This window comes from Haloarchaeobius salinus, assembly GCF_024464185.1.
In the GTDB taxonomy this organism is placed as follows: Archaea; Halobacteriota; Halobacteria; order Halobacteriales; family Natrialbaceae; genus Haloarchaeobius; species Haloarchaeobius salinus.
In genome coordinates this window covers 453,056-480,025 of the sequence record NZ_JANHAU010000001.1, presented here as the reverse complement: position 1 = coordinate 480,025, position 26,970 = coordinate 453,056, and the positions used below count along the sequence as shown (strand labels likewise).

Below are 26,970 nucleotides of genomic sequence, written 5' to 3'. Positions count from 1 at the left end.
TTCAATCTATGCCGAGGCCAGAGGTTCTCGAACAGATAAAGGAGGCCGAGACAGCGGCCGACGAGATCGTCGCCGAGGCGGAGGCCGACCGCGACGAACGTATCGCCGAGGCTCGACAGCGCGCCGACGAGATCCGTCAGGAGGCGGAAGAGGAGGCACGCGAGCTCGAAGAGCAGCGGCTCGAATCGGCCAGAGAGGAGATCGAGGCGGAACGCGAGCAGATCCTCGAGGAGGGTGAAGCCGAGCGCGAGGAGCTTCGCGACCGTGCCGACGGTCGCGTCGACGACGTCGTCGCGTACGTCCTCGAGACCTTCCAGGAGGAGGTACATGCTCAGACCTGAGCAGATGAGCAAGGTCTCGGTGACGGGGTCCAAGGCGGTCATGGACCCGGTCATCGAGACGGTACACGACCTCAACCGGGTCCACCTGAGCGACTACGACGGCTCCTGGGAGGGGTTCGACAACGGGACGCCCCGTTCGGACGCCGACGACGCGTCCGAGAAGCTCGTGACGGTCCGCTCGCTCGAGAGCATCCTCGACGTCGACGGGGACGACGCCGGCCCGAGCCGCATCGTCACCGACGAGGCGCTCGACGAGGAGCTCGAGGAGATCCGCACCGAGGCCAACGAGCTCGACGACCGCCGCAACGAGATCGAATCGGAGCTCCGCGAGGTCGAAGAGGAGATCGACGAGGTCGAGCCGTTCACCACGCTCGGCGTCCCGCTCGACCTGCTCTCGGGCTACGACACCCTGCACGTCGCCGTCGGCCAGGGCGATCAGGCCGCCGTGCAGCGCGTTCTCGACGACTCGAAGGCGATCCGCTCGTTCGACATCGAGACCGGTGACGAACTCGTCGCCGTCTTCGCCTACCCCGAGTCCAACGCACGCGAGAGCATCCTCGACGACCTGCTCGTGCAGGCGAGCTTCACGCGGACGGACGTCCCGGACGCCGAGGGCGACGCCGCGGAGTACATCGACGAGCTCCGGCACCGCAGGCAGCAGCTCGAGTCGAAGCTCTCGACCATCGAGGACGAGATCGGCGACCTGCGTCTCGACGCCGCCGGCTTCCTGCTGGCCGCCGAGGAGCGACTGACCATCGACGTCCAGAAGTCCGAGGCACCGCTCCAGTTCGCGACGACCGAGAGCGCGTTCGTCGCCGAGGGCTGGATCCCGACCGACCAGGTCGACCACCTGAAGGCCGAGCTCTCCGACGCGGTCGGGAACCGCGTCGACGTCGACGAGATCGAGCGCGCGAAGTACCGCGAGGGCCACGCGACCGACACCGAGCACGTCTCCCCCGAGGGCGAGGGCTCCGGGAAGGCGGCCGCGACCGACGGTGGCGTCGTCACGATGAACGACGCGCCGCCGACGATGATGGACAACTCGGAGCCCGCCGAGCCGTTCGAGCTCCTGACGAAGATGGTCGGACTGCCGAGCTACGACGAGCTCGACCCGACGTTCTTCATCATGCTCACGTTCCCGGCGTTCTTCGGGTTCATGATCGGTGACCTCGGCTACGGTATCCTCTACACCGTTGCCGGCTTCTACATGTACAGCCGGTTCGACAGCGACGCCATCCGCGCCCTCGGCGGTATCGGCATGTGGGCCGGTGGCTTCACGATGCTGTTCGGTGTCCTGTACGGTGAGTTATTCGGACTGCACGTCCTCGGCGACGTGCTGTTCAACGGCAACCCGCCGATGCACAAGGGGCTCCAGCCCGCGTATGCCCAGTACGCCCAGACGTGGCTGTTCGTCAGCGTGCTGGCCGGGCTCGCCCACATGACGCTGGGGTACTTCTTCGGCGTCGTCAACCACATCAGCCACGGCATCGAGGAGGTCCTCTACGACGACCTCTCGTGGCTCGTGATGATGCTCGGGCTCTGGCTCGCCATCCTCAGCACGGCGGGTCGCGGGATCAAGCCCGACTTCATGTTCACCACGCTCGGCGGCCCGAACGCGGCCTACGATCTCGGCTACACCGGCATGCCGGAGGTCGCTGCGTTCGCCGGCCTCGGGATGTTCGCCCTCGGTCTCGTCGTGATGACCTACGGCGAGTTCCAGCACATGGGCGCACCCGGCCTCGTGGTCGGCCCGCTCGAGAGCGTGAACGTCCTCGTCAACGTGCTCTCGTACTTCCGGCTCGCGGCCGTGCTGCTGGCGAAGGCGGGGATGGCGTTCGTCGTCAACCTGCTCTTCTTCGGGGCGTGGGTCGATGCGAAGGGCGGCTGGCACTTCGGGACCGGCGGCATGCCGAGCGGGACCGGCATCGAGTACCACCACTACGAGGTCACCGAGATCATGTTCGGCGGCCTGCTCCACGGTGGTATCGCGATGGCGCTCGTCGGCATCCTCGTGTTCGTCGTCGGCCACATCGCCGTGCTCCTGCTCGGCATCACCAGCGCCGGCCTGCAGGGGGTCCGTCTCGAGTACGTCGAGTTCTTCGACAAGTTCTACGACGGCGAGGGGCGCGCGTTCGACCCCTTCGGCTACGAACGGGAGTTCACGACTGAGGACTGACCTCGGCATTCCTTCACGATTCTTCCTGTCGTTCGGCGTGGATTGCCGCAATATAATCGAAAGTATAAACCCCCTTCAACCCGCCATATAGCGTTTAGACGGCTTGACAGCCGGTTATTTTGGGAAGTTTTATGAAGCCACTACGGGGAATACCGCATGTCCGGTTAGAGGTACACACATATGTTCGAAGCTCTTGACATCGGCACGACAGCACTGAACAGCGTAACCGACTTCGCGTCCACGTACATGCAGGGCAACGCACCGGCCATTCCGGAGGGCTCCGGTGCAGCACTCGGTATCGGGCTCGCAGCCATCGGCGCGGGCTACGCCGAGCGTGGTATCGGCGCAGCCGCCGTCGGCGCACTCGCCGAGGACTCCATCAGCACAGGTATCGCCGTCTTCCTGACGGTCCTGCCGGAGACCCTGGCGATCTTCGCGCTCGTCGCGCTCTTCGTCTAAACCGTTCCCCCTTCTTACAATGACCTTGGAAACAGTCGTTGAGGACATACGAGAGGAAGCCCGCGCGCGTGCGGAGGAAATCCGCGAAGAGGGCGAGGCGGAGGCCGAGTCGCTCGTCGAGGCGGCGGAGGCGGACGCCGAGGAGACCCTGGAGGAGGCAAAGCGCCGGGCGGAACGGAACGTGGCACAGGAACGCGAACGCGAGCTGTCCAGCGCGAAACTCGAGGCCAAGCAGATGCGTCTCGAGGCGCGCCGGGACGTGCTCGAGTCGGTCCGCGACGCCGTCGAGGAGGCCATCGTCGACCTCGACGGCGAGGACCGCGAGGAGCTGACCCGCGCGCTGCTCGACGACGCGGCCGACGAGTTCGACGACGCGGCCAGCGTCCTCGTCCACGGTCGCGCCGACGACCAGGAGCTCGTCGAGGAGATCCTCGCCGACTACGACGGCTACGAGTGGGCCGGCGAGTACGACTGCCTCGGCGGCGTGGTCGTCGAGAGCGAGAAGAGCCGCCTCCGGGTCAACAACACGTTCGACTCGGTTGTCGAGGACGTCTGGGAGGACGAACTCAAGGAAATCAGCACCCGACTGTTCGACGAGCAATGAACAAGAGCGACAGCGGTTCCAATCCGGAGTACGTCAACGCCCGGGTCAGAGCGCGTCGTGCGAAGCTCTACGACGACGAGGACTACCGCAAGCTCGTCCGCATGGGGACCGGTGAGATCGCCCGCTACATGGAGGAGTCCGAGTACGAGACCGAGATGAACGCACTCGGAGCCCGCTACAGTGGCGTCGACCTCATCGAGTACGCCCTGAACCGCAACCTCGCGAAGCACTTCGAGGACATCCTCGACTGGTCGGGCGGCCAGCTGTACGACCAGCTCGCGGCGTACCTGCGCAAGTTCGACGCGTGGAACCTGAAGACGATCCTTCGGGGCGTGTACGCCGGCTCGAAACGCGAGGAGATCGAGGCCGACCTCATCCAGGCCGGGGAGTTCGACGACGAGTTCCTCGGCCAGCTCCTCGAGGTGCAGGACATCGAGGCCATCGTCGAAGCGTGCTCGGGGACCATCTTCGGCCCCGGGCTCGACGAGGCGCTGGACCAGTATCTGGAGCTGGACATCCTCGTCCCGCTCGAGAACGCCGTCGACCGTGCGTTCTACGAGCACCTGCTCGACGAGGTCGGGACGGTGAACGACGTCGACAGCCCGGCCGCACTCTACCTGGAGTTCCTCCAGGCGGAGATCGACTTCCGGAACGTCCGGAACGCGCTCCGGCTCTCGCGCAGCGGGGCCGACATCGACCCCGCGGAGTACTTCATCGAGGGCGGTCGGCTGTTCGACGCCGACGAGCTGACCCAGCTGGTCACCAACACCGACGAGCTGGTCGCACGCATCCGCGACAGCACGTACGGCGACGACCTGTCGGCTGCGCTCAACGAGCTCGAGGGGGCCGAGAGCCTCATCGGGTTCGAGAACGCGCTCGACGCGGCACTGACCGAGTACGCGGACCAATTCTCGAACTCGTTCCCGATATCGATCACCCCGGTCCTCGCGTACATCATCACGAAGGAGCGGGAGACCGACAACATCCGCGCCATCGCACGCGGCAAGGAAGCGGGACTGAGCGAGGAGGAGATCGAAGCGGAGCTGGTCACGATATGAGCCAGGAGATAGCCGTCATCGGCAGTCCGGAGTTCACCACCGGCTTCCGGCTGGCCGGCGTTCGGAAGTTCGAGAACGTCACGCCGGAGGAGAAGTCGAACGAGCTGGACGACGCCGTCCGGTCGGTCGCACGGGACCAGGAGGTCGGCATCGTCGTGATGCACGCGGAGGACCTCGACTACCTCTCGCGCGAACCCCGTAGCATCGTCGACACGAGCGTCGAGCCGACGTTCGTGACCGTCGGCGGTGAGGCCGGCAGCAGCGGACTGCGCGAACAGATCAAGCGAGCCATCGGTATCGACCTGATGGAGGAAGACTAACACATGAGCCAAGCAACAGATTCGGAGGCCGTTCGCGAGGACGGTGTCATCGAGAGCGTGAGCGGTCCGGTCGTGACCGCCACGGACCTCGGGGCCAAGATGAACGACGTCGTCTACGTCGGTGACGAGGGCCTGATGGGCGAGGTCATCGAGATCGAAGGGAACCTGTCCACGATTCAGGTGTACGAGGAGACCTCGGCGGTCGCGCCGGGCGAACCCGTCGAGAACACGGGCGAGCCGCTCTCCGTGGACCTCGGGCCGGGCATGCTGGACACCATCTACGACGGCGTCCAGCGCCCGCTCGACGTCCTGCAGGAGAAGATGGACTCGGCGTTCCTCGACCGCGGTGTCGACGCGCCGGGCATCGACCTGGAGAAGACCTGGGAGTTCGAGCCCACCGTCGAGGAGGGCGACGAGGTCGCACCCGGCGACGTGGTCGGCATCGTCGAGGAGACCGTCACCATCGACCACAAGGTCATGGTGCCGCCGGGCTACGAAGGTGGCGAGGTCACCGCGATCGAGGCCGGCAACTTCACCGTCGAGGAGACGGTCGCCGAGCTGGACAACGGCGAGGAGATCCAGATGCGCCAGGAGTGGCCCGTCCGGTCCCCGCGCCCGAGCGAGGACAAGCAGACGCCGACGACGCCGCTGATCTCGGGTCAGCGCATCCTCGACGGCCTGTTCCCGCTCGCGAAGGGTGGGACGGCCGCGATTCCCGGGCCGTTCGGCTCCGGGAAGACGGTCACCCAGCAGAGCCTCGCGAAGTTCTCGGACGCGGACATCGTCGTCTACATCGGCTGTGGCGAGCGCGGCAACGAGATGACGGAGGTCATCGACGACTTCCCCGAGCTTCCGGACCCCCAGACGGGGAACGCGCTGATGGCCCGGACCTGCCTCATCGCGAACACGTCCAACATGCCGGTGGCGGCACGTGAGTCCTGTGTGTACACGGGCATCACCATCGCCGAGTTCTACCGCGACATGGGCTACGACGTCGCACTGATGGCTGACTCCACCTCCCGGTGGGCGGAGGCCATGCGCGAGATCTCCTCCCGGCTGGAGGAGATGCCCGGCGAGGAGGGCTACCCCGCGTACCTCGCCGCGCGCCTCTCGCAGTTCTACGAGCGGGCCGGCTACTTCGAGAACATCAACGGTACGGAAGGATCGATCTCGGTCATCGGGGCTGTCTCGCCGCCGGGCGGTGACTTCTCCGAGCCGGTCACCCAGAACACGCTGCGCATCGTGAAGACGTTCTGGGCGCTGGACGCCGACCTCGCGGAACGGCGTCACTTCCCCGCGATCAACTGGAACGAGTCGTACTCGCTGTACCAGGACCAGCTCGACCCCTGGTACCGCGACAACGTCGCCGAGGACTACCCCGAGGTGCGCCAGTGGGCGGTCGACACGCTCGACGAGGAGGGCGAGCTCCAGGAGATCGTCCAGCTCGTCGGCAAGGACGCGCTGCCGCCGGACCAGCAGCTCACGCTCGAGGTCGCGCGCTACCTGCGCGAGGCGTGGCTCCAGCAGAACGCGTTCATCGAGGTCGACCAGTACTGCCCGCCGGAGAAGACCTACGGCATCCTCACGGCGATCAAGCACTTCAACGACGAGGCGTTCGAGGCGCTCGACGCCGGCGTCCCCGTCGAGGAGATCCAGAACATCGACGCGGCACCGAAGCTGAACCGCATCGCGACGACCGAAGACGACGAGGCCGAGGAGTTCATCGACGAACTCGAGGCCGACATCACCGAACAGCTCCGGGAGCTGTACTAACAATGAAGGAGTATCAGACAATCACGGAGATCAGCGGTCCGCTGGTGTTCGCCGAGGTCGACGAGGATATCGGCTACGACGAGATCGTCGAGATCGAGACCCCGAACGGCGACATCAAGCGCGGTCAGATCCTCGAATCCAGCAGCGGCCTCGTGGCCATCCAGGTGTTCGAGGGGACCGAGGGTATCGACACGAACTCGTCCGTCCGCTTCCTGGGCGAGACGATGAAGATGCCCGTCACCGAGGACCTCCTCGGGCGGGTGCTCGACGGCTCCGGCAACCCCATCGACGGCGGCCCGGACATCGTCCCCGACGAGCGTCGGGACATCGTCGGTGCAGCTATCAACCCGTACGCACGGGAGTACCCCGAGGAGTTCATCCAGACGGGTATCTCGGGGATCGACGGTATGAACACGCTGGTGCGCGGCCAGAAGCTGCCGATCTTCTCGGCGTCCGGCCTGCCGCACAACGACCTCGCACTCCAGATCGCCCGGCAGGCGACCGTGCCGGAGGAGGACGAGGGCGAGGAGGACGAGGGCGGCTCCGAGTTCGCAGTCGTCTTCGGCGCGATGGGTATCACCGCCGAGGAGGCGAACGAGTTCATGGCCGACTTCGAGCGCACCGGTGCACTCGAGCGTTCGGTCGTCTTCATGAACCTCGCGGACGACCCCGCAGTCGAGCGGACGGTCACGCCGCGTCTCGCCCTGACGACCGCGGAGTACCTCGCCTTCGACAAGGGGTACCACGTGCTCGTCATCCTGACGGACATGACCAACTACTGTGAGGCGCTGCGCGAGATCGGTGCCGCACGCGAGGAGGTGCCGGGTCGCCGTGGCTACCCCGGCTACATGTACACCGACCTCGCCCAGCTGTACGAGCGCGCCGGCCGCCTGAAGGGCGTCGAGGGCTCCATCACGCAGATCCCCATCCTCACGATGCCGGGTGACGACGACACGCACCCGATCCCGGACCTGACCGGCTACATCACCGAGGGCCAGATCATGATGGACCGCGACCTGGAGAGCCAGGGCCTGAAGCCGCCGATCAACGTCCTGCCCAGCCTCTCCCGGCTGATGGACGACGGTATCGGCGAGGGGCTCACCCGTGCGGACCACGGTGGCGTCTCCGACCAGCTCTACGCCGCGTACGCGGAGGGCCAGGACCTGCGCGACCTCGTGAACATCGTCGGTCGCGAGGCACTGTCCGAGCGCGACAACAAGTACCTCGACTTCGCGGACCAGTTCGAGTCCGACTTCATCGACCAGGGCTTCGATACGAACCGCGACATCGACGAGACGCTGAACATCGGCTGGGACCTCCTCTCGACGCTCCCGAAGACGGAGCTCAACCGTGTCGACGAGGAGCTCATCGAGAAGTACTACCAGGAAGACACCGAGGCCGAGGCCGTCGAGGCCTGAACTCGGGATTCTACTCTCTCCGTTTCGACGGCCGACCAGCGGCGCGACCGGTCACTCCCGGCGGTCGCCGTCGTCCGTGTCGTTTCTGACCTGCCGTTCCGCGTCGCCACGGTCCAGTACCTCGGTGCCGCTCGTCTCGGACTGGATGAGCGCGAAGAGCACCAGCGGGCCGACGACGACGAACACGAGTATCAGGAGGACGAACAGTCCGGACATGGTCACCCGCTCGCCAGTTCTCCACGCGGTGACAAAATATTCAGGGGACGGTGCCGTACGACCCCGTATGAGCCCTCCACCCACCGACGGCTACGACGACGGCTGTCCGAAGTGCGGCCACCGCGAGACGGAGATCGACGAGATATCGACCACCGGCTCCGGCCTCTCGAAGATGTTCGACATCCAGAACCGCCGGTTCAAGGTCATCTCCTGCGTGAACTGCGGCTACGCCGAGCTGTACAAGGGGACCTCCGACGGCGACCTGGCCGACCTGTTCCTCGGATAGGACCGCTCTCTCGCGTTCGTACGCGGGGACAATCGTAAAGGGTTAACAGGCTGGCCGCGCAAGCCTCCCCTAATGGCCAAGGACGTCAAGCCCACTCGCAAGAACTTGATGGCGATAGAGGACCGCATCGAGTTGTCCGAGCGGGGCCACGACACGCTGGAGCAGAAGCGCGACGGCCTCATCATGGAGTTCATGGACATCCTCGACGAGGCACAGGACGTCCGTTCGAACCTGGAGTCGGACTACGACACCGCCCAGAAGAAGATCAACATGGCCCGTGCCATGGAGGGCGACGTCGCGGTCCGTGGGGCTGCAGCGGCACTGAAGGAACACCCCGAGATCACCACCGAGTCGAACAACATCATGGGCGTGGTCGTCCCGCAGATCGAGTCCTCGAAGGTGAAGAAGTCCCTCGGCGAGCGCGGCTACGGCGTGCTGGGCACCTCGGCCCGCATCGACGAGGCCGCCGAGGCCTACGAGGAACTGCTGGAGAGCATCATCCTCGCCGCGGAGGTCGAGACGGCGATGAAGAAGATGCTCACCGAGATCGAGACGACGAAGCGCCGCGTCAACGCACTGGAGTTCAAGCTCCTGCCCGAGCTCAAGGGGAACCAGGAGTTCATCGAGCAGAAGCTCGAGGAGCAAGAGCGCGAGGAGATCTTCCGGATGAAGAAGATCAAGGACAAGAAGGAGGCCGAGGAGGCCGAGCTCGAGGCCGAGGCGGAGCGCGAGCGAGAGGCCGTCAGCGCGGACTGATTCCGGCCTAGATTTTAGAGGTGGCCCTGCCTTGTGGGGCGTATGCAATGTTCGAACTGTCGCTCTGAGACGGTGAAGTTCACCGTCCCCGACGACGTCTCGGAGTTCGCACCCGGCAACGGCTCCGCGGCGGCCATCTGTACGTCCTGTCTACGCGTCTACGCCGTGGAGTCGGCCGACGACGACGCGGACCTCACCGAGGTCAGCGAGGCGTTCGACGTGGACGGCGAGGCCGCCGTCGAGATGGCACTGGTCGTCGGGCTGCTCTCCTCGCTCGCGCTGAACCGTTCGAAGATCGAGCTCCTGCTCGAACGCGTCGAGGATCACGGCGTCGATCCGATGCTCGTCCTCGAAGAGCTGGAAGCCGACGCGAGCCTGAAACCCTCCGTCGCCATCGGCCGCCGCCGCAGTCAACTAGAGCAGCTCATGGGTTGACGAACCTTTTTGTACCAGAACTCGGCCGGTGAGTGGTCCGGTCGGGAGGTAACGCTACTTCGGCACTCGTCATAGCAACCAGCGCCGTGCGATGCGGCGGCAGACAGGGCAGGTCGTCGACGGACTACGGGGGAACAGTCTCGGCACGCGCGCTGTACCTGTCGAACACCCCGGTCGCCCACTCGACGGCGACCAGGTTCTCGTTGAACAGGATGCCGGCGAGTCGGGACGAGGGGCCGTAGACGAGGACGGCCGCCACGGCCCAGTCGTCGGCGAAGCCCACGCCGAGACCGAAGGGGAGGTCGTCGACAGCACGCATCTCGAAGCGCTCCTCCCGCATCGGGGGGAGTTTTTCGCCGAGGTTCGACTCCAGGTGGTCGGCCATCTCGTGGGTGAACACGAACGAGAGGTCGAGTCCCTCCTCGACCACCTGGTCGTGGAAGAACTGGCCGAACCCGGTGCCGGTGTCCATCGCCGACATCCCCAGGTAGCGGTCGGACCGGCGGATGGTCTCCTTCAGCCGGTCAAGCGGCGCGGCCGGCGACGGCGGTTCGGCCCGCTCGACCTCGACGCCGGCCAGCATCTCCCGGCCGAGTTCGCCGTCGTCGTCCAGCAGGTCGATCAGCGGACCGGCGCGGTCCAGGCCGTCGAGTTCGGCGACGTGGGCCGCGCGCGATTCGGCGGCGAGTCGCCCCGAGACGGTCGCCGCGTAGCCGCCGTTCGTCCGCTCGACCAGCCCGGCCGCTTCGAGGTCGCGGATGCCCCGGTCGATGGTGGAGCGCGAGGACTCGACGCGCTCCTCGAGAGCGCGTTTGTCCAGCGGTTCCGTGACCAGCAACGCGAGCAGGTCGCTCCGCCGGTGCAGCGTCCGTGCCAGGTCGTCGACCATTCGTCAAACTCGTTGGTGTGGACCGACTTACCGTTGATGGGTAGTCACTCGCCCGATTCCCAGTGGTAGTGGATGTGGTAGTACTGGTCGTCGAGTTCGACGAAGAACTCGTCCTCAAACAGCGTCCCGACGGTGTTGCGGAGGTATTCGACGGTCGCCTCGGCAGCGTCGCTCGGTGGCTCGGACTCGAACGTGCCGTCTCGAATCGTCGTCCGTAGCGTCTCAAGAACCTCGATATCGACCGATACCGGGTCCACGGAGTGGACGAGCCGGTCGAGGGTGAATTCGCAGAACCGCTCCTGCGTGTCGAAAGCGTGTTCGACACTGTACTCCGCTTCGTCGTCACCGGTAATCGTAATGTCGATGTAGAAGTAGTTCGTCTCGCTGCTGACGAACAGTGCCTCTTCGAAGGCGTAGTCGCCGGTCGCGTTCCCAGTCTCGATTGCTTCTTCAACAGGGTCGATATGCCTCCTATCGACGTTCTCGACCGCTTTCAACGGCCACGAGCAGACGTCAGACTGGGTCATCCGCTCGGATTCGAGCCGAATCTTCGAAGTGCCTCCGGTGTTCCACAAACACCCGGATAGTCCAACAGCTGACAGTGAAGAAAAACCAGCAGCAACCACCGAGCGTCGGTTCATGTCACCGACGATGGCCACTCCCCGTAAATGTCTTCTGCAGAGATTTAGACTCCCGTAGAGTACCGCAGCAGACCGGCGATGCCGCCGAAGGCGTTGTAGAGCTGGTCGCCCTTCTCGAAGTCGGTAGAGATGAACTTCGTCTCGGTGCCGCGCTGTTCGGCGATGTTGATGAGGAACTCGATGGCGTCCTCGCGCCCCTCCGCCTCGACCTCGGTGCCGTCGTCGCAGGTGTGGGTGGGCGTGTTCTTCCGGGAGTCGATGAGCTCGTACTCGTCGGTCCCGCCGCAGTCGTAGGTGACGACGTCCTTGCGGAGGTCCTCGGAGATGAGCAGCGTCTCGACCGAGCCCATGACGAGGTTCTCGCGGGTCGGCTCGAAGCCGTAGGTGGCCTTGTTGCCGTCGTGGAGCTGCTTGAAGAAGTCCTGCATGAGCTCCTTGTCCTCCATGATCTCGGCGTCGGCGAGCACGTCCTCGGCGGCGTCGACGAGGTCGTAGAGGCCGGACTCGTCGGTGTAGGCCACGTCGAACTTGCCGAGCACCTTGTCCTGGAGCTCGTGGTGGAGGTAGTCGCCGTCGAGGAACTCGTCCTTCGTCGGGGAGGGGCCACCGACGAGCACGCCCTGGAGGTCGTGGCGCTCGGGGACGAACAGGTCGTTGGCCATCTCGGCGACCTCCTGGTAGAAGTTGTCGATGGCCTCGAGGCGCAGCCGGGCGAACCGCTGTGCTGACTGGCCACCCTTGCGCTGCTTGCCCGGGACCAGCGAGGAGGCGGACTTGACGGGCTCGACGCGCTTGCCCCGGAGCCAGCCGACGTTGGCCTCGCGCCGGTCGAGCACGACGAGGCCGTAGAGGCCCTTGTCCGCGAGCATGTGCTCCAGCGGCTCGGTGAGGAACGCCGAGTCGCAGTGGTAGCGGAACGACTCGACGGGCTGGGGCGGCCCCTCCAGCACCTTGGTGACCATGTCGGTCTGGCCGCCGCCGGAGTCGACCGCGCCCGAGAACAGCACCATGCCGTTCTCGGGTGGGTTCTTGTAGTAGCGCAGCCGGTCCTTGATGCTGGTGAGGGCGTCCTGGACGTTCGTCCGGGTCTGCTTCGACTTGATGTTCGACGCCTCGCTGTGCTCCTGTGTGACGTGGGCGACCACGTCGCTGATCTGCCGGTCCTCGGGGACGTAGATGGTGACGAGCTGCGTGCCCGACCCCTCGTAGTCGTCGAGTTCCTCGATCACCTTCCGGAACTCGTACTTCTTGCGGTCGGACTCCTCGCCCTCCTGCTGACTCATTGGAGGTTCTAGGCCCCGCTGGCGGTAAGTAACTGTTCCTTGCCCGGCAGACCCTCGCATGCGGGTGATTCTCGGGGGGACCTCGTCCCGTGGTTTATAGCCCAGCGGGCGGCCAGGACCGGCGTGACCTGACGACGGCCGCCCCGGCGGGCGAGGCGGGTGTGCGGCACCCCCCGGGGCGCGTGGTGCGTGCCGCCTGCTCGCCACTCCGGAGCCGTGGCTTCAGGTTTTATTAGTCGTCCGTGACTCTGTCCAGGTACATGAACACGCAGGAGACGGTGTACGCCATCGCCAGCGGGAAAGGCGGCGTCGGCAAGACCACGACGACGGTGAACCTGGGCACCGCCCTCGCGGGGGCGGGCAACCGCGTCGTGATCGTCGACGTCGACCTGGGCATGGCGAACCTGGCCGGATTCGTGAGTCTCTCGCCGGAGGATACGACGCTCCATCAGGTCCTCGCCGGGGAGGCCGACGTGACGGACGCGACGTACGAGCTCGCGGACGGGATCTGGGCGGTCCCGAGCGGCATCGAGCTCGACAGCTACGCGTCCGTCAAGACGGAGAACCTCCGCGAGGTCGTGGCGGAGCTCCGCGAGCAGTTCGACTACGTCCTCCTGGACGTCGGTGCCGGCGTCAGCCACGAGACGGTCCTCCCACTCGGGCTGGCCGACGCCGTCGTGCTCGTCTCGACGCCCGAGCCGGCGTCGGTGCAGGACGCACAGAAGACCCGTGACCTGGCCGACCGGGCCGGCGGGACCATCGCCGGAGTCGTCCTCACACGCACGCGGCCGTCGGGCGATATCGACCACGAGGGCATCGCGGAGAAGCTCGACGTTCCCCTCCTCGTGACCATCCCGGAGGACCCCACGGTGCGCGAGAGCGTCTACGCGGGGACGCCGCTGGTCGTCCACGAGCCCAAGAGCCCCGCGTCCAGAGCGTACCGCTACCTCGCGGCGCGGCTCGTCGGCGAGGCCGACCCCGAGGACAGACCGACGTTCGGGGAGCCGACACAGTCTCGCTCACAGGCACAGCCGAACCGTGGGGACGAGGGTGACGACGAGGGCACCGACGGGGCCAGCGCCGCGAGCGAGGACGACGTCTCCGCGGCCATCTCCGAGATCGACGCCGACTCCGAGACCGACAGCGGACAGCCCCACATCGACATCCCCGACGCCGAGTCCGATTCGTAGGCCGACGGCCGAGACTGGAAACCGTTATGGGTCGCCACGTCGCAGTATCGAGCATGGCAAACGACGATAACTCGGTTCCACTCTCCTGGGTACTGCTGTTCGTCGCACTGGCACTCGGCGCGGGCGTCGCGGCCGTCATGTTCGCCGGCGGAAGCCTGATGGCCTGGACCGCACCGCCCTTCTAGCTCACATCGAGCGGGGTGCGGCCACGCCCAGCGTCGACAGCGCGTTGGCGACCGTGTGCCGAGCCGCGGCCACGAGCGCGATGCGCGCGTCCCGCACGGCCTCGTCCTCCGCGCCGAGCACCTGGCACTCGCGGTAGAACGCGTTGAACGTCTCCGCGAACTCCCGGGTGTAGGTCGCGACGGTGTGGGGCTCGAGGTCGTCCGCGGCCTCGTCGATGACGCCGGGGAACCGCGCGATGACCCGGAGCAGGTCGCGGGACTCCTCGCGTTCGAGGACGCCGGCGTCGACCGACTCGGGCACCGAGTCGACCTCGTCGAGGATGCCACAGCAGCGCGCGTGGACGTACTGGACGTACGGCGCGGACTGGGCCTCGAAGTCGAGCGCCTGGTCCCACTCGAACGTGATCGCCTTCGTCGGCTGCTTGGAGACGATGTCGTAGCGGACCGCGCCGATGCCGACCTGGTGGGCGATGCGCTCGACGTCGTCCTCGGTGAGGTCGTCGTCGCGGATGCGCTCCTCCATGCGCGTCTCGACCTCGTCGCGGGCGCGGTCGATGGCCTCGTCGAGCAGGTCGTCGAGGTCGACGCCGGTGCCCTCCCGGGTGGACATCCCGAGCCCGCCGGGGAGGTTGACCCACGAGAAGATGACGTTCTCCAGCTGGTCGACGTCGTCGCCGAGCAGGGAGAGCGCCTGGCGGAGCTGGTCGGCCTGGAGCTTGTGGTCCTCGCCGAGGACGGTCACCGCACGGTCGTAGTTCTCGAACTTCCACTCGTGGTGGGCGAGGTCGCGCGTGGTGTAGAGGCTGGTGCCGTCCGAGCGCAGGAACACCAGCTTCTTGTCGATGCCGTGCTCCGAGAGGTCGAGCTGCCAGGCGTCCTCCTCGTAGACCGCCTCGTCGAGTTCCTGCAGTCGTGCGACCAGGTCGTCGGTCGAGCCGTCGAACATGAACTGCGTCTCCTTGACGAAGCGGTCGAACTCGGCGGGGAGGCGCGCGAGGCACGTCTGCATCCCCGAGAGCACCTGGTCGACGACCTCGCTGACGCGTTCGTAGGTCTCCTCGTCGTGCTCCTCCAGCCCCTGCATGATGGACTGTATCTCGGCCTCGGCCTCCTCGACCCGGTCGGCGGGACCGTCCTCGAGGAAGGCGTTGCCCTTGCGGTAGTAGCGCACGAGGTCGTACTCGATGCGGTCGCGCGCCGGGTCGGAGTCGAGGTCGTCCTCGTCGAAGTGCTCGTAGGCCCAGGTGAAGACGGCCATCTGTCGGCCGGCGTCGTTGACGTAGTAGTGCCGCTCGACGTCGTAGCCGGCGAACTCCAGCACGTTCGCGACGGCGTCGCCGACGATGGGGTTGCGGGCGCGGCCGACGTGGACGGGGCCGGTCGGGTTCGCGGAGGTGTGCTCGACGACGACGCTCTCGTCGCGGTCGGGAAGGTGGCCGTACTCCGCGTCCTGTGCGGCCGACAGCGTCGCCTCGAAGTACGCCTCGCTCGGGAGGAAGTTGACGTAGGGGCCCTGCGTGGTGACGTCGCCGACGTATTCGAACGCGTCGGGGTCGATCTCGTCGGCGATGTCGGCGGCCACCTTCGGCGGCGGTGCGCCGACCTCGCCGGCCAGCCGGAAGGCGACGCTCGACGCCAGCACGGCGTCGACGTCTTCCGGCGGCTCTTCGATGCCGAGGTCGTCTGTCGGGAGGTCGAGCGCGTCGAGGGCGTCCTCGATGGCGGCCGCGACCTCCTCGCGGACGGCGATGAACATACCGCCACGTACCGCTGGCGACTGTAAAGGGGTTTCTGAATGCGATATCAGGTCTCGGCCGTGACGGCGACGGCCTCGCCCGGTTCGTCGTCGCCACGGGTCAGCAGCCAGAGCAGGATGACCAGTCCCTCGAGCCGGGCGACCGTGTACACCCACCGCCGGGGCTCGACGTCGTCGGACTTGGTCGCGAGTCGCATCCAGAAGTCGACGAACCGACGTGGTGCGAGCAGTTCTGCCAGCCCGACGAGCGCCAGGAACGTTCGGAGCAGCATACGCTAACGTACACCACGATAGCGCAAGAAGCTACCCCCTGTCCGGTCGGTCGGACGTGCCGTCGTCGGACGAGCGGCGACCGACGTGCTCCTCGTCGCCGCGCCAGCGGGCGTGGTCGTCCTCCCCGCCGTCGGCGGCCCGGTCATCGTCGCCCCGCCACCGTGCGTGCTCGTCCTCGTCGGCCCCGACAGTGGTGTCGTCATCGGGGGGGCCGGAGTCGCTGCCACCGCGAGCGTCACCGTCGTCACCGCCATCGTCGTCCTCGTCACCACCGGAACCACCCGTCTCGTCGTCGTCGTCGTCGCCGTCAGTCTCCCGGACCGCGGCGCGCTGGTCCGGTACCACGTCCAAGCCGGGCTCGATGTCGCCGAGGACGAGCAGCGCGTAGTACCTGAGATAGGTCTGCACCGGAACCTGGACGAGCGCGGCGGCCGCGAGGACGGCGAGCCCGAACAGGACGGCGGTCACGACGACGACGGCGATGCCGGCCGGTTCGAACACCACGAACAGCCCGACGCCGAGCACGGCGAGCAGGCCGAACGGGATCAGCAGGACGAGCGCGACGACCCCGGTGGCGATGGCGACGGCCATCCCCCCGACGAACGACAGCACCAGCCCCGCGACGGCGTAGGCGAGGTACTGCGTCCAGTGCTGCCGGATGGAGCCCCAGAGCCGTCTCCACGCCGAGAGCACGTTGCGCTCCTCACGCAGCATGATGGGCACGACGAACACGGTGGTGAACCCGTCGACCACGCCGACGACGATGGCGAGTACGATGAACAGCGGGAGCAACAGGAGGAACGCGCCGACCGCGACCCCCCCGACGCCCTGCCCGGGACCGAGTGCAGCGAGGACGAACGGCAGCGCGAGCACGGCGACGCTCCCGACGACGATCAGCCCGAGGACCAGCCGGAAGCCGAACAGCCGGAGCCCCCGCCGCCAGTGCTCGGTCCAGTACTCACGAATCTCGACCGTCTCCCGCCGGAGCGACTCGACGAAGACGAACTCCATCACCGCGCCGACGAAGGCGAACGCGAGTACGACGAGGAGCACCACCAGCACGACGCCCCCGACGACCAGCCAGAAGCCGCCCCCGGGGTCCTGGAACGGCTGCCCGGGCTGCATCGTCCCGCCGCCGGAGTCGCCGCCGAAGCCGAACTGGCCGGAGTTGCCGCTCACCCCAGGCAGCCCCAGGAAGAACACGACGACCGCCAGCTTCACCCAGATGGTGCGGTCGATGGGCGTGAGGAGGTTCCGCGTCGCCCGGTACGCGTCGTCGACGTCCTCCAGCGCGTAGAGGGTCATGGGGGGTCGTTCGACGAAGACCGACATAGGTAACCGGTGATTACGGGGGAGGTTCGACTCACTCCGGGCGAGCAGCGCGCAGGATCGAAGCGACGACCGACCGCGAACGGGAGGAACGGATTCTTTAGGACTGGGACCCGTCCACTCGTGCAATGAGCGAGTCCGACGGCCCCATGCAGGTCGACGACCCGAACTACCACAGCGTCAACCACACCGCGGCCCAGACCTGCGGCTGGACGAAGAACGCGCTGACGGGGGACGGGAAGTGCTACAAGTACGCGTTCTACGGCATCGAGTCGCACCGCTGTATGCAGATGACGCCGGTGGTGAAGTGCAACGAGCGCTGCGTGTTCTGCTGGCGGGACCACGCAGGCCACGCGTACGAACTGGGCGACGTGGAGTGGGACGACCCGGCCGCCGTGGCCGACGCCACCCTCGAACTCCAGCGCGAGCTGCTGGCGGGCTACGGCGGGAACGACGAGGTGCCCCGGGAGGTGTTCGAGCAGGCGATGGAGCCGCGCCACGTCGCCATCAGTCTCGACGGCGAGCCGACGCTGTACCCCTACCTGCCGGAGCTCATCGACGAGTTCCACGCACGCGACATCACGACGTTCCTGGTCTCGAACGGGACGAACCCGGAGCTGCTGGCGCGCTGTGACCCCACGCAGCTCTACGTCTCGGTCGACGCGCCGGAGCGCCACACGTTCGACAGCGTGGTCAAGGCCGTCGAGGACGATGCGTGGGAGCGCCTCGTCGACACGATGGACGTGCTCGCCGAGAAGGAGGAGACCCGCACCGTGCTGCGGACGACGCTGGTGGATGGCGAGAACATGCGCGACCCGGACTGGTACGCCGCGTTCTACCGGCGCGCGAAGCCGGACTTCGTGGAGCTGAAGGCGTACATGCACGTCGGGCACTCGCGGGGGAGACTCGACCGGTCGGCGATGCCCGACCACGAGGACGTGCTCGCGTTCGCCGGGGACGTCGCCGAGCACATGCCCGAGCACGACGAGCTCAAGGACGTGCCGAACTCGCGGGTCGCGCTGCTGGCTCGCGACGCGGACACGTGGGTGCCGAAGCTGAACAAGGACAGCGAGTTCTGGGCCGAGGACCCGCTCGTCGACTACTGAGCCCGGAACCGCAGCACGACGACGCTTCCCTCCTCCTGGACCTCGAACGAGATACTCCCGCCGAAGCTCTCGACGATCCAGTTGATGGCCCACAGCCCCAGCCCGCTGCCGTGCTGGAGCTGGGTGATGTCGCGCTCGCCGGTGACGAGGTCGCGCTCCTGCTTCGGGATGCCCGGCCCGTCGTCGGCGACCCGTATCTCGACGCCTCCGTCGGTCGTCTCTACGGTCACGTCGACCGACGGCTGTTCGGCGTCGTTGTGGTCGACCGCGTTCTCGATGGCGTTCGACAGCGCGAACACGAGCCGGCGGTCCGCGACGGCCGTCGCCGACTCGGGCGTCGACACCGTGAGGTCGGCGTGGGGGAACCGTTTCCGCGCCGTCTCCGCGGCCTCCTCGACGTACCGCGTCACGTCCGTCGCGACGAGACGGTCGTCGTCCCGGTCGAGCGCGCGCTCGACCCGCCGGGCGGTGTCGCTGAGGTCCGCCACCTGGTTGGCCTCCCGGCGGATGGCGTCGAGCAGGACCGGGTCGTCGTCGTACCGTCGCTGCAGTTGCTCTGCGTACCCCTCGATGAGGTTCATCTCGGTTCGGAGGTTGTGTCGGAGGACGGTGTGCAGCACCTCGAGTCGGCTCTCGCGTTCCTTCTGGTCGCTGATGTCGGTGTAGATGCAGAAGCCGCGACGGCTCGTCCCCGTCCCGAAGCTGACGCCACGGAAGAGGAAGTGGCCGAGGCCCGTGCTCGTCAGCCGCTCGACCTCCTCCGTCTGGACCGACCCCTCGTCGACGGCCTCGTCGAGCTGTTTCGCCTGGTCGTGGGACTCCTCCGGTACGATGAGATCGTTGACCGACTCGCCGACGGCGTGGCCGGCGCTGATGCCGAACGTCCGCTCGAAGGCGGGGTTGACGCTCTCGACGACGGGCTCTGTCCCCTCGAAGGTGAACTCGACGAGTGCATCGGGGATGTGGTCGAACAGGTACCGGAACCGTTCGTTCTCGATGGCGAGGCGCTGTCGCGTCTCCTGGAGTGCGCTCACGTCGCGGACGACCGCGACGGTGCCGGGCTCGGCGTCGTCCCCGTTCGGGAGCAGGGCGACGTCGACCTCGACGGGTCGGCGCTCGCCGTCGCGGGTCTCGAGCTCCGTCTGGATGGTGCGCGAGCGTTCGTCGCAGTGTCGGAGCTCCGCGACGACCTCCCGCCCGCGTTCGAGCGTCTTCCGGTCGACGACCATCGCGGGGGTGCCGCCGACGAGCTCGTCGCGGTCGTAGCCCGTGAACTCCGCGAACGGCTCGCTGACGTAGACGAACCGTTCGTCGGCACCGAGCACGTACAGCATGTCCTCGATCGATTCGATGACGCGCTCGAACAGCTCGAGCCGCTCGCGCCGCTCGGTCCGGTCGAGCGCGGTCGTCGCGTTCGCCGCCAGGAGTTCGGCGGTCTGGCGCTCGACGGCCCCGAACTCGTCGCCGGGAGCGACGCCGGCAGAGAGGGTCCCGTGGTCGCCGAGTGGCAGGTACAGCACCGCCGAGACGCCCTCGATGTCGACCGGGTCGCAGTAGGTCGGCTCGCCGGACTCGAACACCGCCCCGGGGCCACCCTCGCCGACGGCGTAGCTCGGCCTGTCACCGAGGGTCTCGGAGAGCGCGGTCGTCCCTTCGACGGGGACGAGCTGGTCCGTGGCGGGCTCGTGGAAGCGGACGATGGAGAGGTCGAGCGAGAGCAGCTCCTCGGTCGCGGCCACCAGCTGGCCGGCGATCTCCTCGGGTCCCTCGGCCTGCATCATCTCGTGGGTCGTCTGTAACAGCCCGGGGAGCATCTCCTGGTAGCGCTTCCGTTCGGTGATGTCCTGGAAGAACACCACGAGCCCGTCCGCGGTCGGATACGCCCGGTTGGACGTCCAGAGGTCGAGCGGCTCGTAGTACTCCTCGAACGAGACCGGTTCGCCCGTCTCCACCGCGTGCACGTACTGTTCGTAGTAGGCGAGGTCGGTCGCGTCGGGGAACACGTCCCAGACGACCTCGCCGACGAGCGCCTCGGGGACGGTGTCGAGCATCGCCGCACCGCGCTCGTTGATGTCGGTGAACCGCCAGTCGGCGTCGAAGGAGACGTACGCCTCGTCGATGCGTTCGAGCACCGGCGATTCGGCGGCGCTGGCCGCCCCCGCATCGGGCCCGCGCCGGTGGGGGGTGGCCACGTCGCCGACGACGGTCCGGATGCGTTCGGCCACGTCGTCGCCGCCGTGGAGGTAGTGGACCGCGCCCCGTGCCGAGGCGGCCGAGGCGACCTCGCCGTCGGGCTCGATTGTCCGATAGATGACGGGACAGCGGGCGTCGATGGCGTCGAGGACCGCGAGCCCGTCGGCCCCGTCGTCGAGGTCGTGTTCGACGAGCACGCAGTCGACGTCCGGGTCGAGTCGGTCGTTCGCGTCGGCCGCGGAGGACACGGTGTCGATGGCCCAACCCGGGGGGAGACTCGGCGACGGGCGACCGGGACGACGGACGTGGAGCAACGTCGCTGTCTCCGACACGATAGTTCGACAGTCGGTTTCCCATCACCGGGGATAACGTTTCTGGCCTACGCGGGGTGCAGCCCGAGTTCGACCGCCGCACTGCACGCGGGACCGCGAGTCCGTCGACGTCGGCGCGGTGCTCGCAGACGACGCAGTCCGGACCCGCGGCGAGCGCTCGGCGACCACCGCCCGCCGCGACCGACGCGCTTTAGTCGTGCGACGACAACTTTCCACACGAGTCTCGTTTCTCCGATGTCGTCACGACAGCGTGACGGTGCTCAACAGATACGTTATGCATACCGGATTCGGTACGCTTATCCGGAACGGGTCCCAATCCAGAGTCATGTCAGAGACAGCGTCGTACGCGGTCGGCCACGACGAACTCGCCGTCGCGAAGCTCCTCGCGCTCGACGGAGCCATCGACGGCGAGCTGAAGGTGTCCTGCTCGGGGCTCGCCGGGCGGCTCGACGCCTCCACCCAGACCGCCTCCCGACGCCTCCAGCGACTCGAGGACGCCGGCTACATCACCCGCGAGACCGTCAGCGACGGCCAGTGGGTCCAGCTCACCGACGAGGGCGAACGCGCCCTGCGCGCCGAGTACGAGGACTACCGTCGCGTCTTCGAGGGCGAGACGAGCGTCGAACTCTCGGGGGTCGTCACCAGCGGGATGGGCGAAGGTCGCCACTACATCTCCCTACCGGGCTACATGCGGCAGTTCGAGGACAAGCTGGGCTACGAGCCGTTCCTCGGCACGCTCAACGTCGAACTCGACGACGAGAGCGTCCGCCGGCGCACCGCCATGTCCGCCATCGAGCCGGTCCACATCGACGGCTGGGAGGACGACGACCGCACCTACGGACCCGCCGTCTGCTACCCCGCCACCGTCGAGACCGCCGACGGGACGACCTACGAGAACGCACACACCATCGCCCCCGAGCGCACCCACCACGACGAGGACCAGCTGGAGGTCATCGCGCCCGAGAAGCTCCGCGACGCGCTCGATCTGGGAGACGACGCCGAGGTGACCGTCAATGTCCGGGAGCAGTGAGATGAACCGGTCACAGCACCACGACGGAGAGGTCGACGCGGACGTCCCGGTCGACGCCGACGACGCCGTCGACCGTGCCATCGCCGCCTTCCGCGCCGGCGAACCGGTCTGCATCCACGACGCCGCCGACCGCGAGGGCGAGACGGACATCGTCTACCCGGCCCACGGCGTCACGCCCGACGCCGTCCGGCGGATGCGCAACGACGCCGGCGGCCTCGTCTGTGTCGCCCTGCCCGACCAGGTGGCCGACGCCTTCGACCTGCCGTTCATGCAGGAGGAACTGGACCACCCGCTCGCCGCCGACCACGAGCTCGGCTACGACGAGCGCTCGTCGTTCTCGCTGACGGTGAACCACCGCGACACCTTCACCGGCATCCCCGACGACGACCGCGCGCTCACCATCACGAAGCTCGCCGAGGCCGCCGCCGACCCCGACGGCTTCCCGTTCGTCGACGAGTTCCGCGCACCCGGCCACGTCCACCTGCTCCGGGCCGCCCCCGGCCTGCTCGACCACCGCCTCGGCCACACCGAACTCGGCGTCGCGCTCGCCGAGGAGAGCGAGGTCGCCCCTGCCGTCGTCGTCTGCGAGATGCTCGACGACGAGACCGGCGGCGCGCTCACGCCCGCCGACGCACGCGCGTACGCCGACCGCGAGGGCATCCCGTACGTCGAGGGGGCCGACCTCGTGGCGCGACTGGGCTGACGGGCCCGTCGGACCTCCCGGATCGGACCCGACGGTACGGACCGGACACAGCACTGTAGAGCCCGCCATCTCGCGTGCGCGCCGGCCGTCTCCCCCTGTGGCCCGACCGTCTTCTACAGCAGACGACCGTGCTCGGCAGCGAAGCCCAGTTCGACGCGCTCACCACGCTCGGGCACCGTGCCGTCGGTGCGCCAGACGACTTCGCGCCCGTCCCAGTCGCAGTGGACGCGGGTCGCCTCGCCGAGGAACTCCGACTGCTCGACGGTGACCGAAAAGCGGTTCTCGGTGGCGTCCAGCCGGAGGTGCTCCGGGCGCACGCAGAGGGTCGCGCGGCCGGCGGTGTTCCGGCCGGCTGCGTCGAGGCCGTCGACGGTGAACGAGGTGCCGTCGACCCGCACGCCGCCGTCGACGCGCTCCCCGTCGAACAGGTTGTTCTCGCCGACGAACGAGGCGACGAACCGGCTCCCGGGCTCGTGGTACACCTCGCGTGGCGTGCCGACCTGCTCGACGCGGCCGTCGTGCATGACGGCGACACGGTCCGAGACCGCCAGCGCCTCCTCCTGGTCGTGGGTGACGTAGACGGTCGTGATGCCGAGTTCGGTCTGGATGCGCTTCACCTCGCGGCGGAGCTCCTCGCGGAGCCTCGCGTCGAGCGCGCTCATCGGCTCGTCGAGCAGGAGCACGTCGGGTTCGGGGGCGAGCGCGCGGGCCAGCGAGACACGTTGTTGCTGGCCGCCCGACAGTTCGGTCGGGTCGCGGTCCCCGAAGCCCTCCAGGTCGACGAGGTCGAGCAGCTCGGCGACGCGCTCGTCGGGGTCGCCGACGTCGTGGAATCGCAGGCCGTAGCCGACGTTCTCGGCGACGGTCATGTGCGGGAACAGCGCGTAGTTCTGGAACACGACGCCCACGTCGCGCTCCTCGGGCGGGACGCCGGTCATCTCGCGGCCGCCGAAGCGCACCTCCCCGGCGTCGGGGCGCTCGAACCCGGCGATAGTACGGAGGGTCGTCGTCTTCCCGCAGCCGGAGGGGCCGACGAGCGTGAAGAACTCGCCGTCGCCCACGTCGAGGCTCACGTCCGAGAGCGCAACGGTCCCCGCGTAGCTGACGGAGACGCCGTCGAGCGAGAGCTCAGCCACGCTCGACCCTCCCGCCGAGGCGGTCGACCACGACGAAGCTGGCGGCGGTGACGACGAGCAGCACGGTCCCCATCGCCATCGCGGGGCCGAACCGGCGACCGAGGTAGCGCTCGACGGCGACGGGCATCGTGTAGCTCCCCGCGTCGCTGGCCAAAATCACCGTCGAATCGAACTCGCCGATGCTGATGGCGAAGGCGAACGCCGCCCCGGCGACGAGGCCGGTCGCAGCCAGCCGGAGTTCGACGTCGAGGAACGCCCGCACCCGGCTCGCGCCGAGGCTCCGGGCGGACTCGACGAGCCGGTGGTCGATGCCCGCGAGCTGTGGCGCGACGTTGCGGACGACGAACGGGTAGGCGGCGACGGCGTGGGCGGCGACGATGGCGACCCCACCCGTGATGACGAACCGCCAGCCACCGGCCAGCGAGACGCCGAAGACGAGTCCACGGAGCAGGCCGATGCCGAAGACGATGCCGGAGACGGCGAACGGGAGCATGGTCGCCGTCTCGAGCAGCGACCGCCAGCGGCCCTCGCCGGTGCTCGCCACGGAGACGACGAGCCCCATCGGGACCGCGACGGCGACCGTCGCGACGGCGAACAGCAGCGAGTTCCGGATGGCCGGTAGCGGCTTCGTCTGGAAGCTCGCGCCCGTGGCCTGCCGCTGGAGGAGGAACTCGTAGTGCCGGAGCGTGAACCCGCTCCCGTCGGTGAATCCCTCCAGCACCATGGCCGCGAGCGGGCCGACGAACAGGACGAAGACGACGACGGCGTAGCCCGCGATAGCGAGCCGCCGGCCGTCGAGGAGGCCGGCCAGGCGGGAGCCGACCGCGGGAGAGCCGGCGACGTCGCTCGCGCGGCCGAACAGCGGCTCGCGCGGCGGCCCGTCGCCGGGGCTCGCGGCGCGCTGGGCGGACTCGTAGCGCAGGTAGGCGTAGGTCACCCCGAGCGAGATGACCGTCTCCAGCACCGCGAGCGTCGCGGCCTCCTCGAACGCGAGGGTCTCGGTGAGCCGGTGGTAGACCCAGACCTCGACCGTCGCCAGCTCGAGGCCGCCGATGGCGAGGACGATGGGGAACGTGAGGAACGTGAAGAGGAACGTCAACAGCGCCCCGGTCGCGATAGCGGGCCGTAGCTGCGGGAGCACCACGTCGCGGAACGCACGCCGGCGGCTCGCGCCGAGGCTCCGGGCGGTCTCGACGGCCCGGTAGTCGACGGACTCCCACGCCGCCGTCGCGACCCGGGTGACCAGCGGCGCGTTGTAGAACGCGTGGGCGAGGATCACGACGAACAGCGGGTTCGTCTCGATGAGCTGCTGTGGCCCGACGCCGACGAGCGCGAGCGTGTCGTTCAACAGCCCGGTCGGCCCGAACGCGGCGTAGAAGCCGCTCGCGACCATGATGCCCGGGAGGACGAACGGGACGATGGTCAGCGAGCGGAGCGTGCGCCGCCCCCGGAACTCGAAGTTCGCGAGGACGTACGCGCCGGGCAGGCCGATGGCGACGCTTGCGACCGTCGACAGCGCGGCCTGGTACGCGGTGAAGCCGAACAGCCCCTTCCGGAGCGGCGGGGTGTCGATTCCGTCGAGCCCGACGGAGACCCCGCCGAACCACGAGAGCACGTTGTCGACGTGGTAGCCGACGGCGAGCGGCCGGGCGAACACCTCGGCGAGCACGCCGGTGTAGAACGGGTCCGTGAGGGTGGTCACGAACGAGTCGAACGGGCGGGCCCCGCCGAACGCCTCGGCGAACACCAGCCCGACCGGGAAGTACAGGACGAGCAGCAGGACGAACGCGGTGACGACCGTCGCGGCGACGGCCAGCCCACGGAGCGCGCGGTCGGTCGACACCGCGCGCTTCCCGTCGTCGGCCGACGGCCCGCCTCCGGTGCCGTCGCCCCGCTCGCCCCGGCTCATCGCATCAGTTGCTCGCGATGGTGCGGGCCCACTCCTCGACCCACCCCGAGAGGTTCCCCTCGAGCTCCTCGTAGCCGAAGGAGACGGGCTCGGGCGGGCGGAAGGCGTACTGTGCGAACGAGTCCTCGAGGTCGACCTGGTCGTCGGTGACGGCGGGGAACTGGACGTTCCGGACCGCGATCTCGGCCTGCGTCTCGCCGCGGAGCATGAAGTCGAAGAAGTCCGTGGCGAGGTCGACGTTGTCGGTGCCCTCGACCACCGCCATCCCCTCGGGGTTTGCGTAGCCCTGGTCCTCGAGGAAGCCGATCTGGTGGCGGCTCATCGGGAGGTCGTCGACGTTGGCGAACACCTGGTCGGTCGAGTAGGAGACGACCATCGGGCGCTGGGACTCGAGGTACGCGCTGTAGGCCTCCCACCAGCTGCCGAGGATGCGCACGCCGTTGGCCTGGAGGTCGCGCCAGTAGTCGAGGTAGCCGTCCGTGCCGAACTCGTTGATGGTCCAGAGCAGGAACGCCTGCCCGGAGTCGGCGCTCTGGGCGTTCTGGGCCAGCAGGGCGTCCTCGTAGGCCGGGTCCGTCAGGTCCGCGAACGTCGTCGGCTCGTCGACCTCGCCCTCGTCGTACACGAGGCTGATGTAGCCGGTGTCGTACGGGAGGACGCGGCTCCGGGGGTCGCCGAACTCCAGCTCGGGGCGGAGGTGCTCGGCGTTCGGCACGAAGTCGCGGTCGATCTCGCGGAACAGCCGCGTGTCGTCGCCGAGCGTGGCGTCGATGGTCACGAGGTCGTCCACGTTCAGCCCGACGTAGACGTCGGCGTCGACCGACGCGCCCTGCTGTCTCCGCTGCACGTAGTTCGTGACGCCGTTCTCGGGCGTGACGTACTCGACGGTCACGTCGTCGTACTCGGCCTCGAAGTTGTCCTTGATCCACGCACCGGGGCTGGACGACGGCGAGTCGACGAAGGACTCGTACGTCGCGACCGTCAGCGTGCCGCTCGGCTCGCCCCCACCACCGACCTGGGTCAGGCAGCCGGCGAGCGAGAGTGCGCCGACCGACCCTGCACCACTCAGGAACGCTCTGCGTCTCATTAGTGGGTGATTGCACTCGGTGGTACAAAAGGGGCGTGATGTTGTGGGGCGGACCGTCACGTCGTCGTCCTCGGTGATTTCCGGCA

General features: G+C 67.9%; 27 protein-coding genes. 16 read left to right on the top strand and 11 right to left on the bottom strand.

All coding sequences use genetic code 11. The annotated features are described in order from the left end of the window. The first annotated feature begins 8 nt into the window (after positions 1–8). The 8 genes from ahaH (at position 9) to NO345_RS02365 (ending at position 8,149) form a co-directional block, all read left to right on the top strand. The gene (gene ahaH / locus NO345_RS02400; RefSeq protein WP_256296157.1) at positions 9–341 is read left to right on the top strand and encodes an ATP synthase archaeal subunit H; all 333 of its coding nucleotides are present in this window, start codon (positions 9–11) and stop codon (positions 339–341) included. Next, a complete protein-coding gene (locus NO345_RS02395; protein ID WP_256296155.1) occupies positions 328–2,517 on the top strand; it encodes a V-type ATP synthase subunit I in 2,190 nt (729 codons plus the stop codon). Before ahaH ends, NO345_RS02395 begins: the two co-directional genes overlap by 14 nt. A 180-nt stretch (positions 2,518–2,697) precedes the next feature. Further along, the gene (locus tag NO345_RS02390; protein ID WP_438266747.1) at positions 2,698–2,976 is read left to right on the top strand and encodes an ATP synthase subunit C-like protein; all 279 of its coding nucleotides are present in this window, start codon (positions 2,698–2,700) and stop codon (positions 2,974–2,976) included. 19 nt (positions 2,977–2,995) lie between these two features. Further along, positions 2,996–3,580, top strand: coding sequence for a V-type ATP synthase subunit E (locus NO345_RS02385; RefSeq protein WP_256296153.1), 585 nt, complete (start codon positions 2,996–2,998; stop codon positions 3,578–3,580). Beyond that, a complete protein-coding gene (locus tag NO345_RS02380; RefSeq protein ID WP_256296151.1) occupies positions 3,577–4,638 on the top strand; it encodes a V-type ATP synthase subunit C in 1,062 nt (353 codons plus the stop codon). The genes NO345_RS02385 and NO345_RS02380 overlap by 4 nt, the downstream gene beginning before the upstream one ends. Then, complete coding sequence (locus NO345_RS02375) at positions 4,635–4,958, top strand: V-type ATP synthase subunit F (protein WP_256296149.1); 324 nt, start codon at positions 4,635–4,637, stop codon at positions 4,956–4,958. The genes NO345_RS02380 and NO345_RS02375 overlap by 4 nt, the downstream gene beginning before the upstream one ends. Positions 4,959–4,961: 3 nt before the next feature. Further along, the gene (locus NO345_RS02370) at positions 4,962–6,731 is read left to right on the top strand and encodes an ATP synthase subunit A (protein WP_256296147.1); all 1,770 of its coding nucleotides are present in this window, start codon (positions 4,962–4,964) and stop codon (positions 6,729–6,731) included. A gap of 2 nt (positions 6,732–6,733) precedes the next feature. Then, positions 6,734–8,149: an ATP synthase subunit B gene (locus tag NO345_RS02365; protein ID WP_256296145.1), complete on the top strand. Its 1,416-nt coding sequence runs from the start codon at positions 6,734–6,736 to the stop codon at positions 8,147–8,149. Between the two features lie 51 nt (positions 8,150–8,200). Here the strand turns inward: NO345_RS02365 and NO345_RS02360 are convergent, their stop codons facing one another. Beyond that, positions 8,201–8,365 carry a DUF8143 family protein gene (locus NO345_RS02360; RefSeq protein ID WP_256296143.1) on the bottom strand — a complete coding sequence of 55 codons (165 nt, stop codon included), beginning with the start codon at positions 8,363–8,365 and terminating at the stop codon, positions 8,201–8,203. A gap of 67 nt (positions 8,366–8,432) precedes the next feature. On the opposite strand from NO345_RS02360, the gene NO345_RS02355 reads away from it, so the two are divergent. The 3 genes from NO345_RS02355 (at position 8,433) to NO345_RS02345 (ending at position 9,842) form a co-directional block, all read left to right on the top strand. After that, positions 8,433–8,651 carry a zinc ribbon domain-containing protein gene (locus NO345_RS02355; protein WP_256296142.1) on the top strand — a complete coding sequence of 73 codons (219 nt, stop codon included), beginning with the start codon at positions 8,433–8,435 and terminating at the stop codon, positions 8,649–8,651. 72 nt (positions 8,652–8,723) lie between these two features. Beyond that, positions 8,724–9,407, top strand: coding sequence for a V-type ATP synthase subunit D (locus NO345_RS02350; RefSeq protein WP_256296141.1), 684 nt, complete (start codon positions 8,724–8,726; stop codon positions 9,405–9,407). Positions 9,408–9,449: 42 nt separating this feature from the next. Further along, entirely contained in the window at positions 9,450–9,842 is a 393-nt protein-coding gene (locus NO345_RS02345; RefSeq protein WP_256296140.1) for a DUF6276 family protein, read from the top strand. Positions 9,843–9,966: 124 nt separating this feature from the next. Here NO345_RS02345 and NO345_RS02340 read toward each other — a convergent pair whose 3' ends face one another. From NO345_RS02340 to prf1, 3 genes are read right to left on the bottom strand one after another with little or no spacing between them, the layout of a single operon-like run. Next, entirely contained in the window at positions 9,967–10,731 is a 765-nt protein-coding gene (locus tag NO345_RS02340; RefSeq protein ID WP_256296139.1) for a helix-turn-helix transcriptional regulator, read from the bottom strand. Between the two features lie 44 nt (positions 10,732–10,775). Beyond that, complete coding sequence (locus NO345_RS02335; protein WP_256296138.1) at positions 10,776–11,372, bottom strand: hypothetical protein; 597 nt, start codon at positions 11,370–11,372, stop codon at positions 10,776–10,778. Between the two features lie 44 nt (positions 11,373–11,416). Then, on the bottom strand, positions 11,417–12,655 hold the full coding sequence (gene prf1 / locus NO345_RS02330) for a peptide chain release factor aRF-1 (protein WP_256296137.1): 1,239 nt from the start codon (positions 12,653–12,655) through the stop codon (positions 11,417–11,419). Positions 12,656–12,915: 260 nt separating this feature from the next. On the opposite strand from prf1, the gene minD reads away from it, so the two are divergent. Both minD and NO345_RS02320 read left to right on the top strand, forming a co-directional pair. Then, positions 12,916–13,845, top strand: a complete 930-nt coding sequence (minD, locus tag NO345_RS02325) for a cell division ATPase MinD (RefSeq protein WP_256296136.1) — start codon at positions 12,916–12,918, stop codon at positions 13,843–13,845. A gap of 53 nt (positions 13,846–13,898) precedes the next feature. Continuing rightward, the gene (locus tag NO345_RS02320; RefSeq protein ID WP_256296135.1) at positions 13,899–14,030 is read left to right on the top strand and encodes a hypothetical protein; all 132 of its coding nucleotides are present in this window, start codon (positions 13,899–13,901) and stop codon (positions 14,028–14,030) included. A gap of 1 nt (position 14,031) precedes the next feature. Here NO345_RS02320 and argS read toward each other — a convergent pair whose 3' ends face one another. From argS to NO345_RS02305, 3 genes are read right to left on the bottom strand one after another with little or no spacing between them, the layout of a single operon-like run. Further along, positions 14,032–15,786, bottom strand: a complete 1,755-nt coding sequence (gene argS / locus NO345_RS02315) for an arginine--tRNA ligase (protein ID WP_256296134.1) — start codon at positions 15,784–15,786, stop codon at positions 14,032–14,034. A 47-nt stretch (positions 15,787–15,833) separates the two neighbouring features. Next, a complete protein-coding gene (locus tag NO345_RS02310) occupies positions 15,834–16,058 on the bottom strand; it encodes a hypothetical protein (RefSeq protein ID WP_256296133.1) in 225 nt (74 codons plus the stop codon). A 31-nt stretch (positions 16,059–16,089) separates the two neighbouring features. After that, the gene (locus tag NO345_RS02305) at positions 16,090–17,364 is read right to left on the bottom strand and encodes a DUF7544 domain-containing protein (protein ID WP_256296131.1); all 1,275 of its coding nucleotides are present in this window, start codon (positions 17,362–17,364) and stop codon (positions 16,090–16,092) included. 152 nt (positions 17,365–17,516) lie between these two features. On the opposite strand from NO345_RS02305, the gene twy1 reads away from it, so the two are divergent. Then, on the top strand, positions 17,517–18,494 hold the full coding sequence (gene twy1 / locus NO345_RS02300) for a 4-demethylwyosine synthase TYW1 (RefSeq protein ID WP_256296130.1): 978 nt from the start codon (positions 17,517–17,519) through the stop codon (positions 18,492–18,494). Here twy1 and NO345_RS02295 read toward each other — a convergent pair. Then, complete coding sequence (locus tag NO345_RS02295) at positions 18,488–20,935, bottom strand: PAS domain S-box protein (protein ID WP_256296128.1); 2,448 nt, start codon at positions 20,933–20,935, stop codon at positions 18,488–18,490. The genes twy1 and NO345_RS02295 overlap by 7 nt on opposite strands. A gap of 409 nt (positions 20,936–21,344) precedes the next feature. Between NO345_RS02295 and NO345_RS02290 the strand changes: the two genes are divergently transcribed. Both NO345_RS02290 and ribB read left to right on the top strand, forming a co-directional pair. After that, positions 21,345–22,049, top strand: a complete 705-nt coding sequence (locus NO345_RS02290) for a DUF120 domain-containing protein (RefSeq protein WP_256296126.1) — start codon at positions 21,345–21,347, stop codon at positions 22,047–22,049. Position 22,050: 1 nt separating this feature from the next. Further along, complete coding sequence (ribB, locus tag NO345_RS02285; RefSeq protein WP_256297545.1) at positions 22,051–22,752, top strand: 3,4-dihydroxy-2-butanone-4-phosphate synthase; 702 nt, start codon at positions 22,051–22,053, stop codon at positions 22,750–22,752. Positions 22,753–22,865: 113 nt separating this feature from the next. Here ribB and NO345_RS02280 read toward each other — a convergent pair whose 3' ends face one another. Genes NO345_RS02280 through NO345_RS02270 form a run of 3 tightly spaced genes read right to left on the bottom strand, consistent with a single transcriptional unit; the run spans position 22,866 to position 26,884 of the window. Next, positions 22,866–23,888 carry an ABC transporter ATP-binding protein gene (locus tag NO345_RS02280; protein WP_256296124.1) on the bottom strand — a complete coding sequence of 341 codons (1,023 nt, stop codon included), beginning with the start codon at positions 23,886–23,888 and terminating at the stop codon, positions 22,866–22,868. Further along, positions 23,881–25,797 (bottom strand): ABC transporter permease, encoded by a 1,917-nt coding sequence (locus NO345_RS02275; protein WP_256296122.1) that lies wholly within the window; start codon positions 25,795–25,797, stop codon positions 23,881–23,883. Before NO345_RS02275 ends, NO345_RS02280 begins: the two co-directional genes overlap by 8 nt. Before the next feature lie 4 nt (positions 25,798–25,801). Further along, complete coding sequence (locus NO345_RS02270; RefSeq protein ID WP_256296120.1) at positions 25,802–26,884, bottom strand: thiamine ABC transporter substrate-binding protein; 1,083 nt, start codon at positions 26,882–26,884, stop codon at positions 25,802–25,804. Positions 26,885–26,970: the final 86 nt, after the last annotated feature.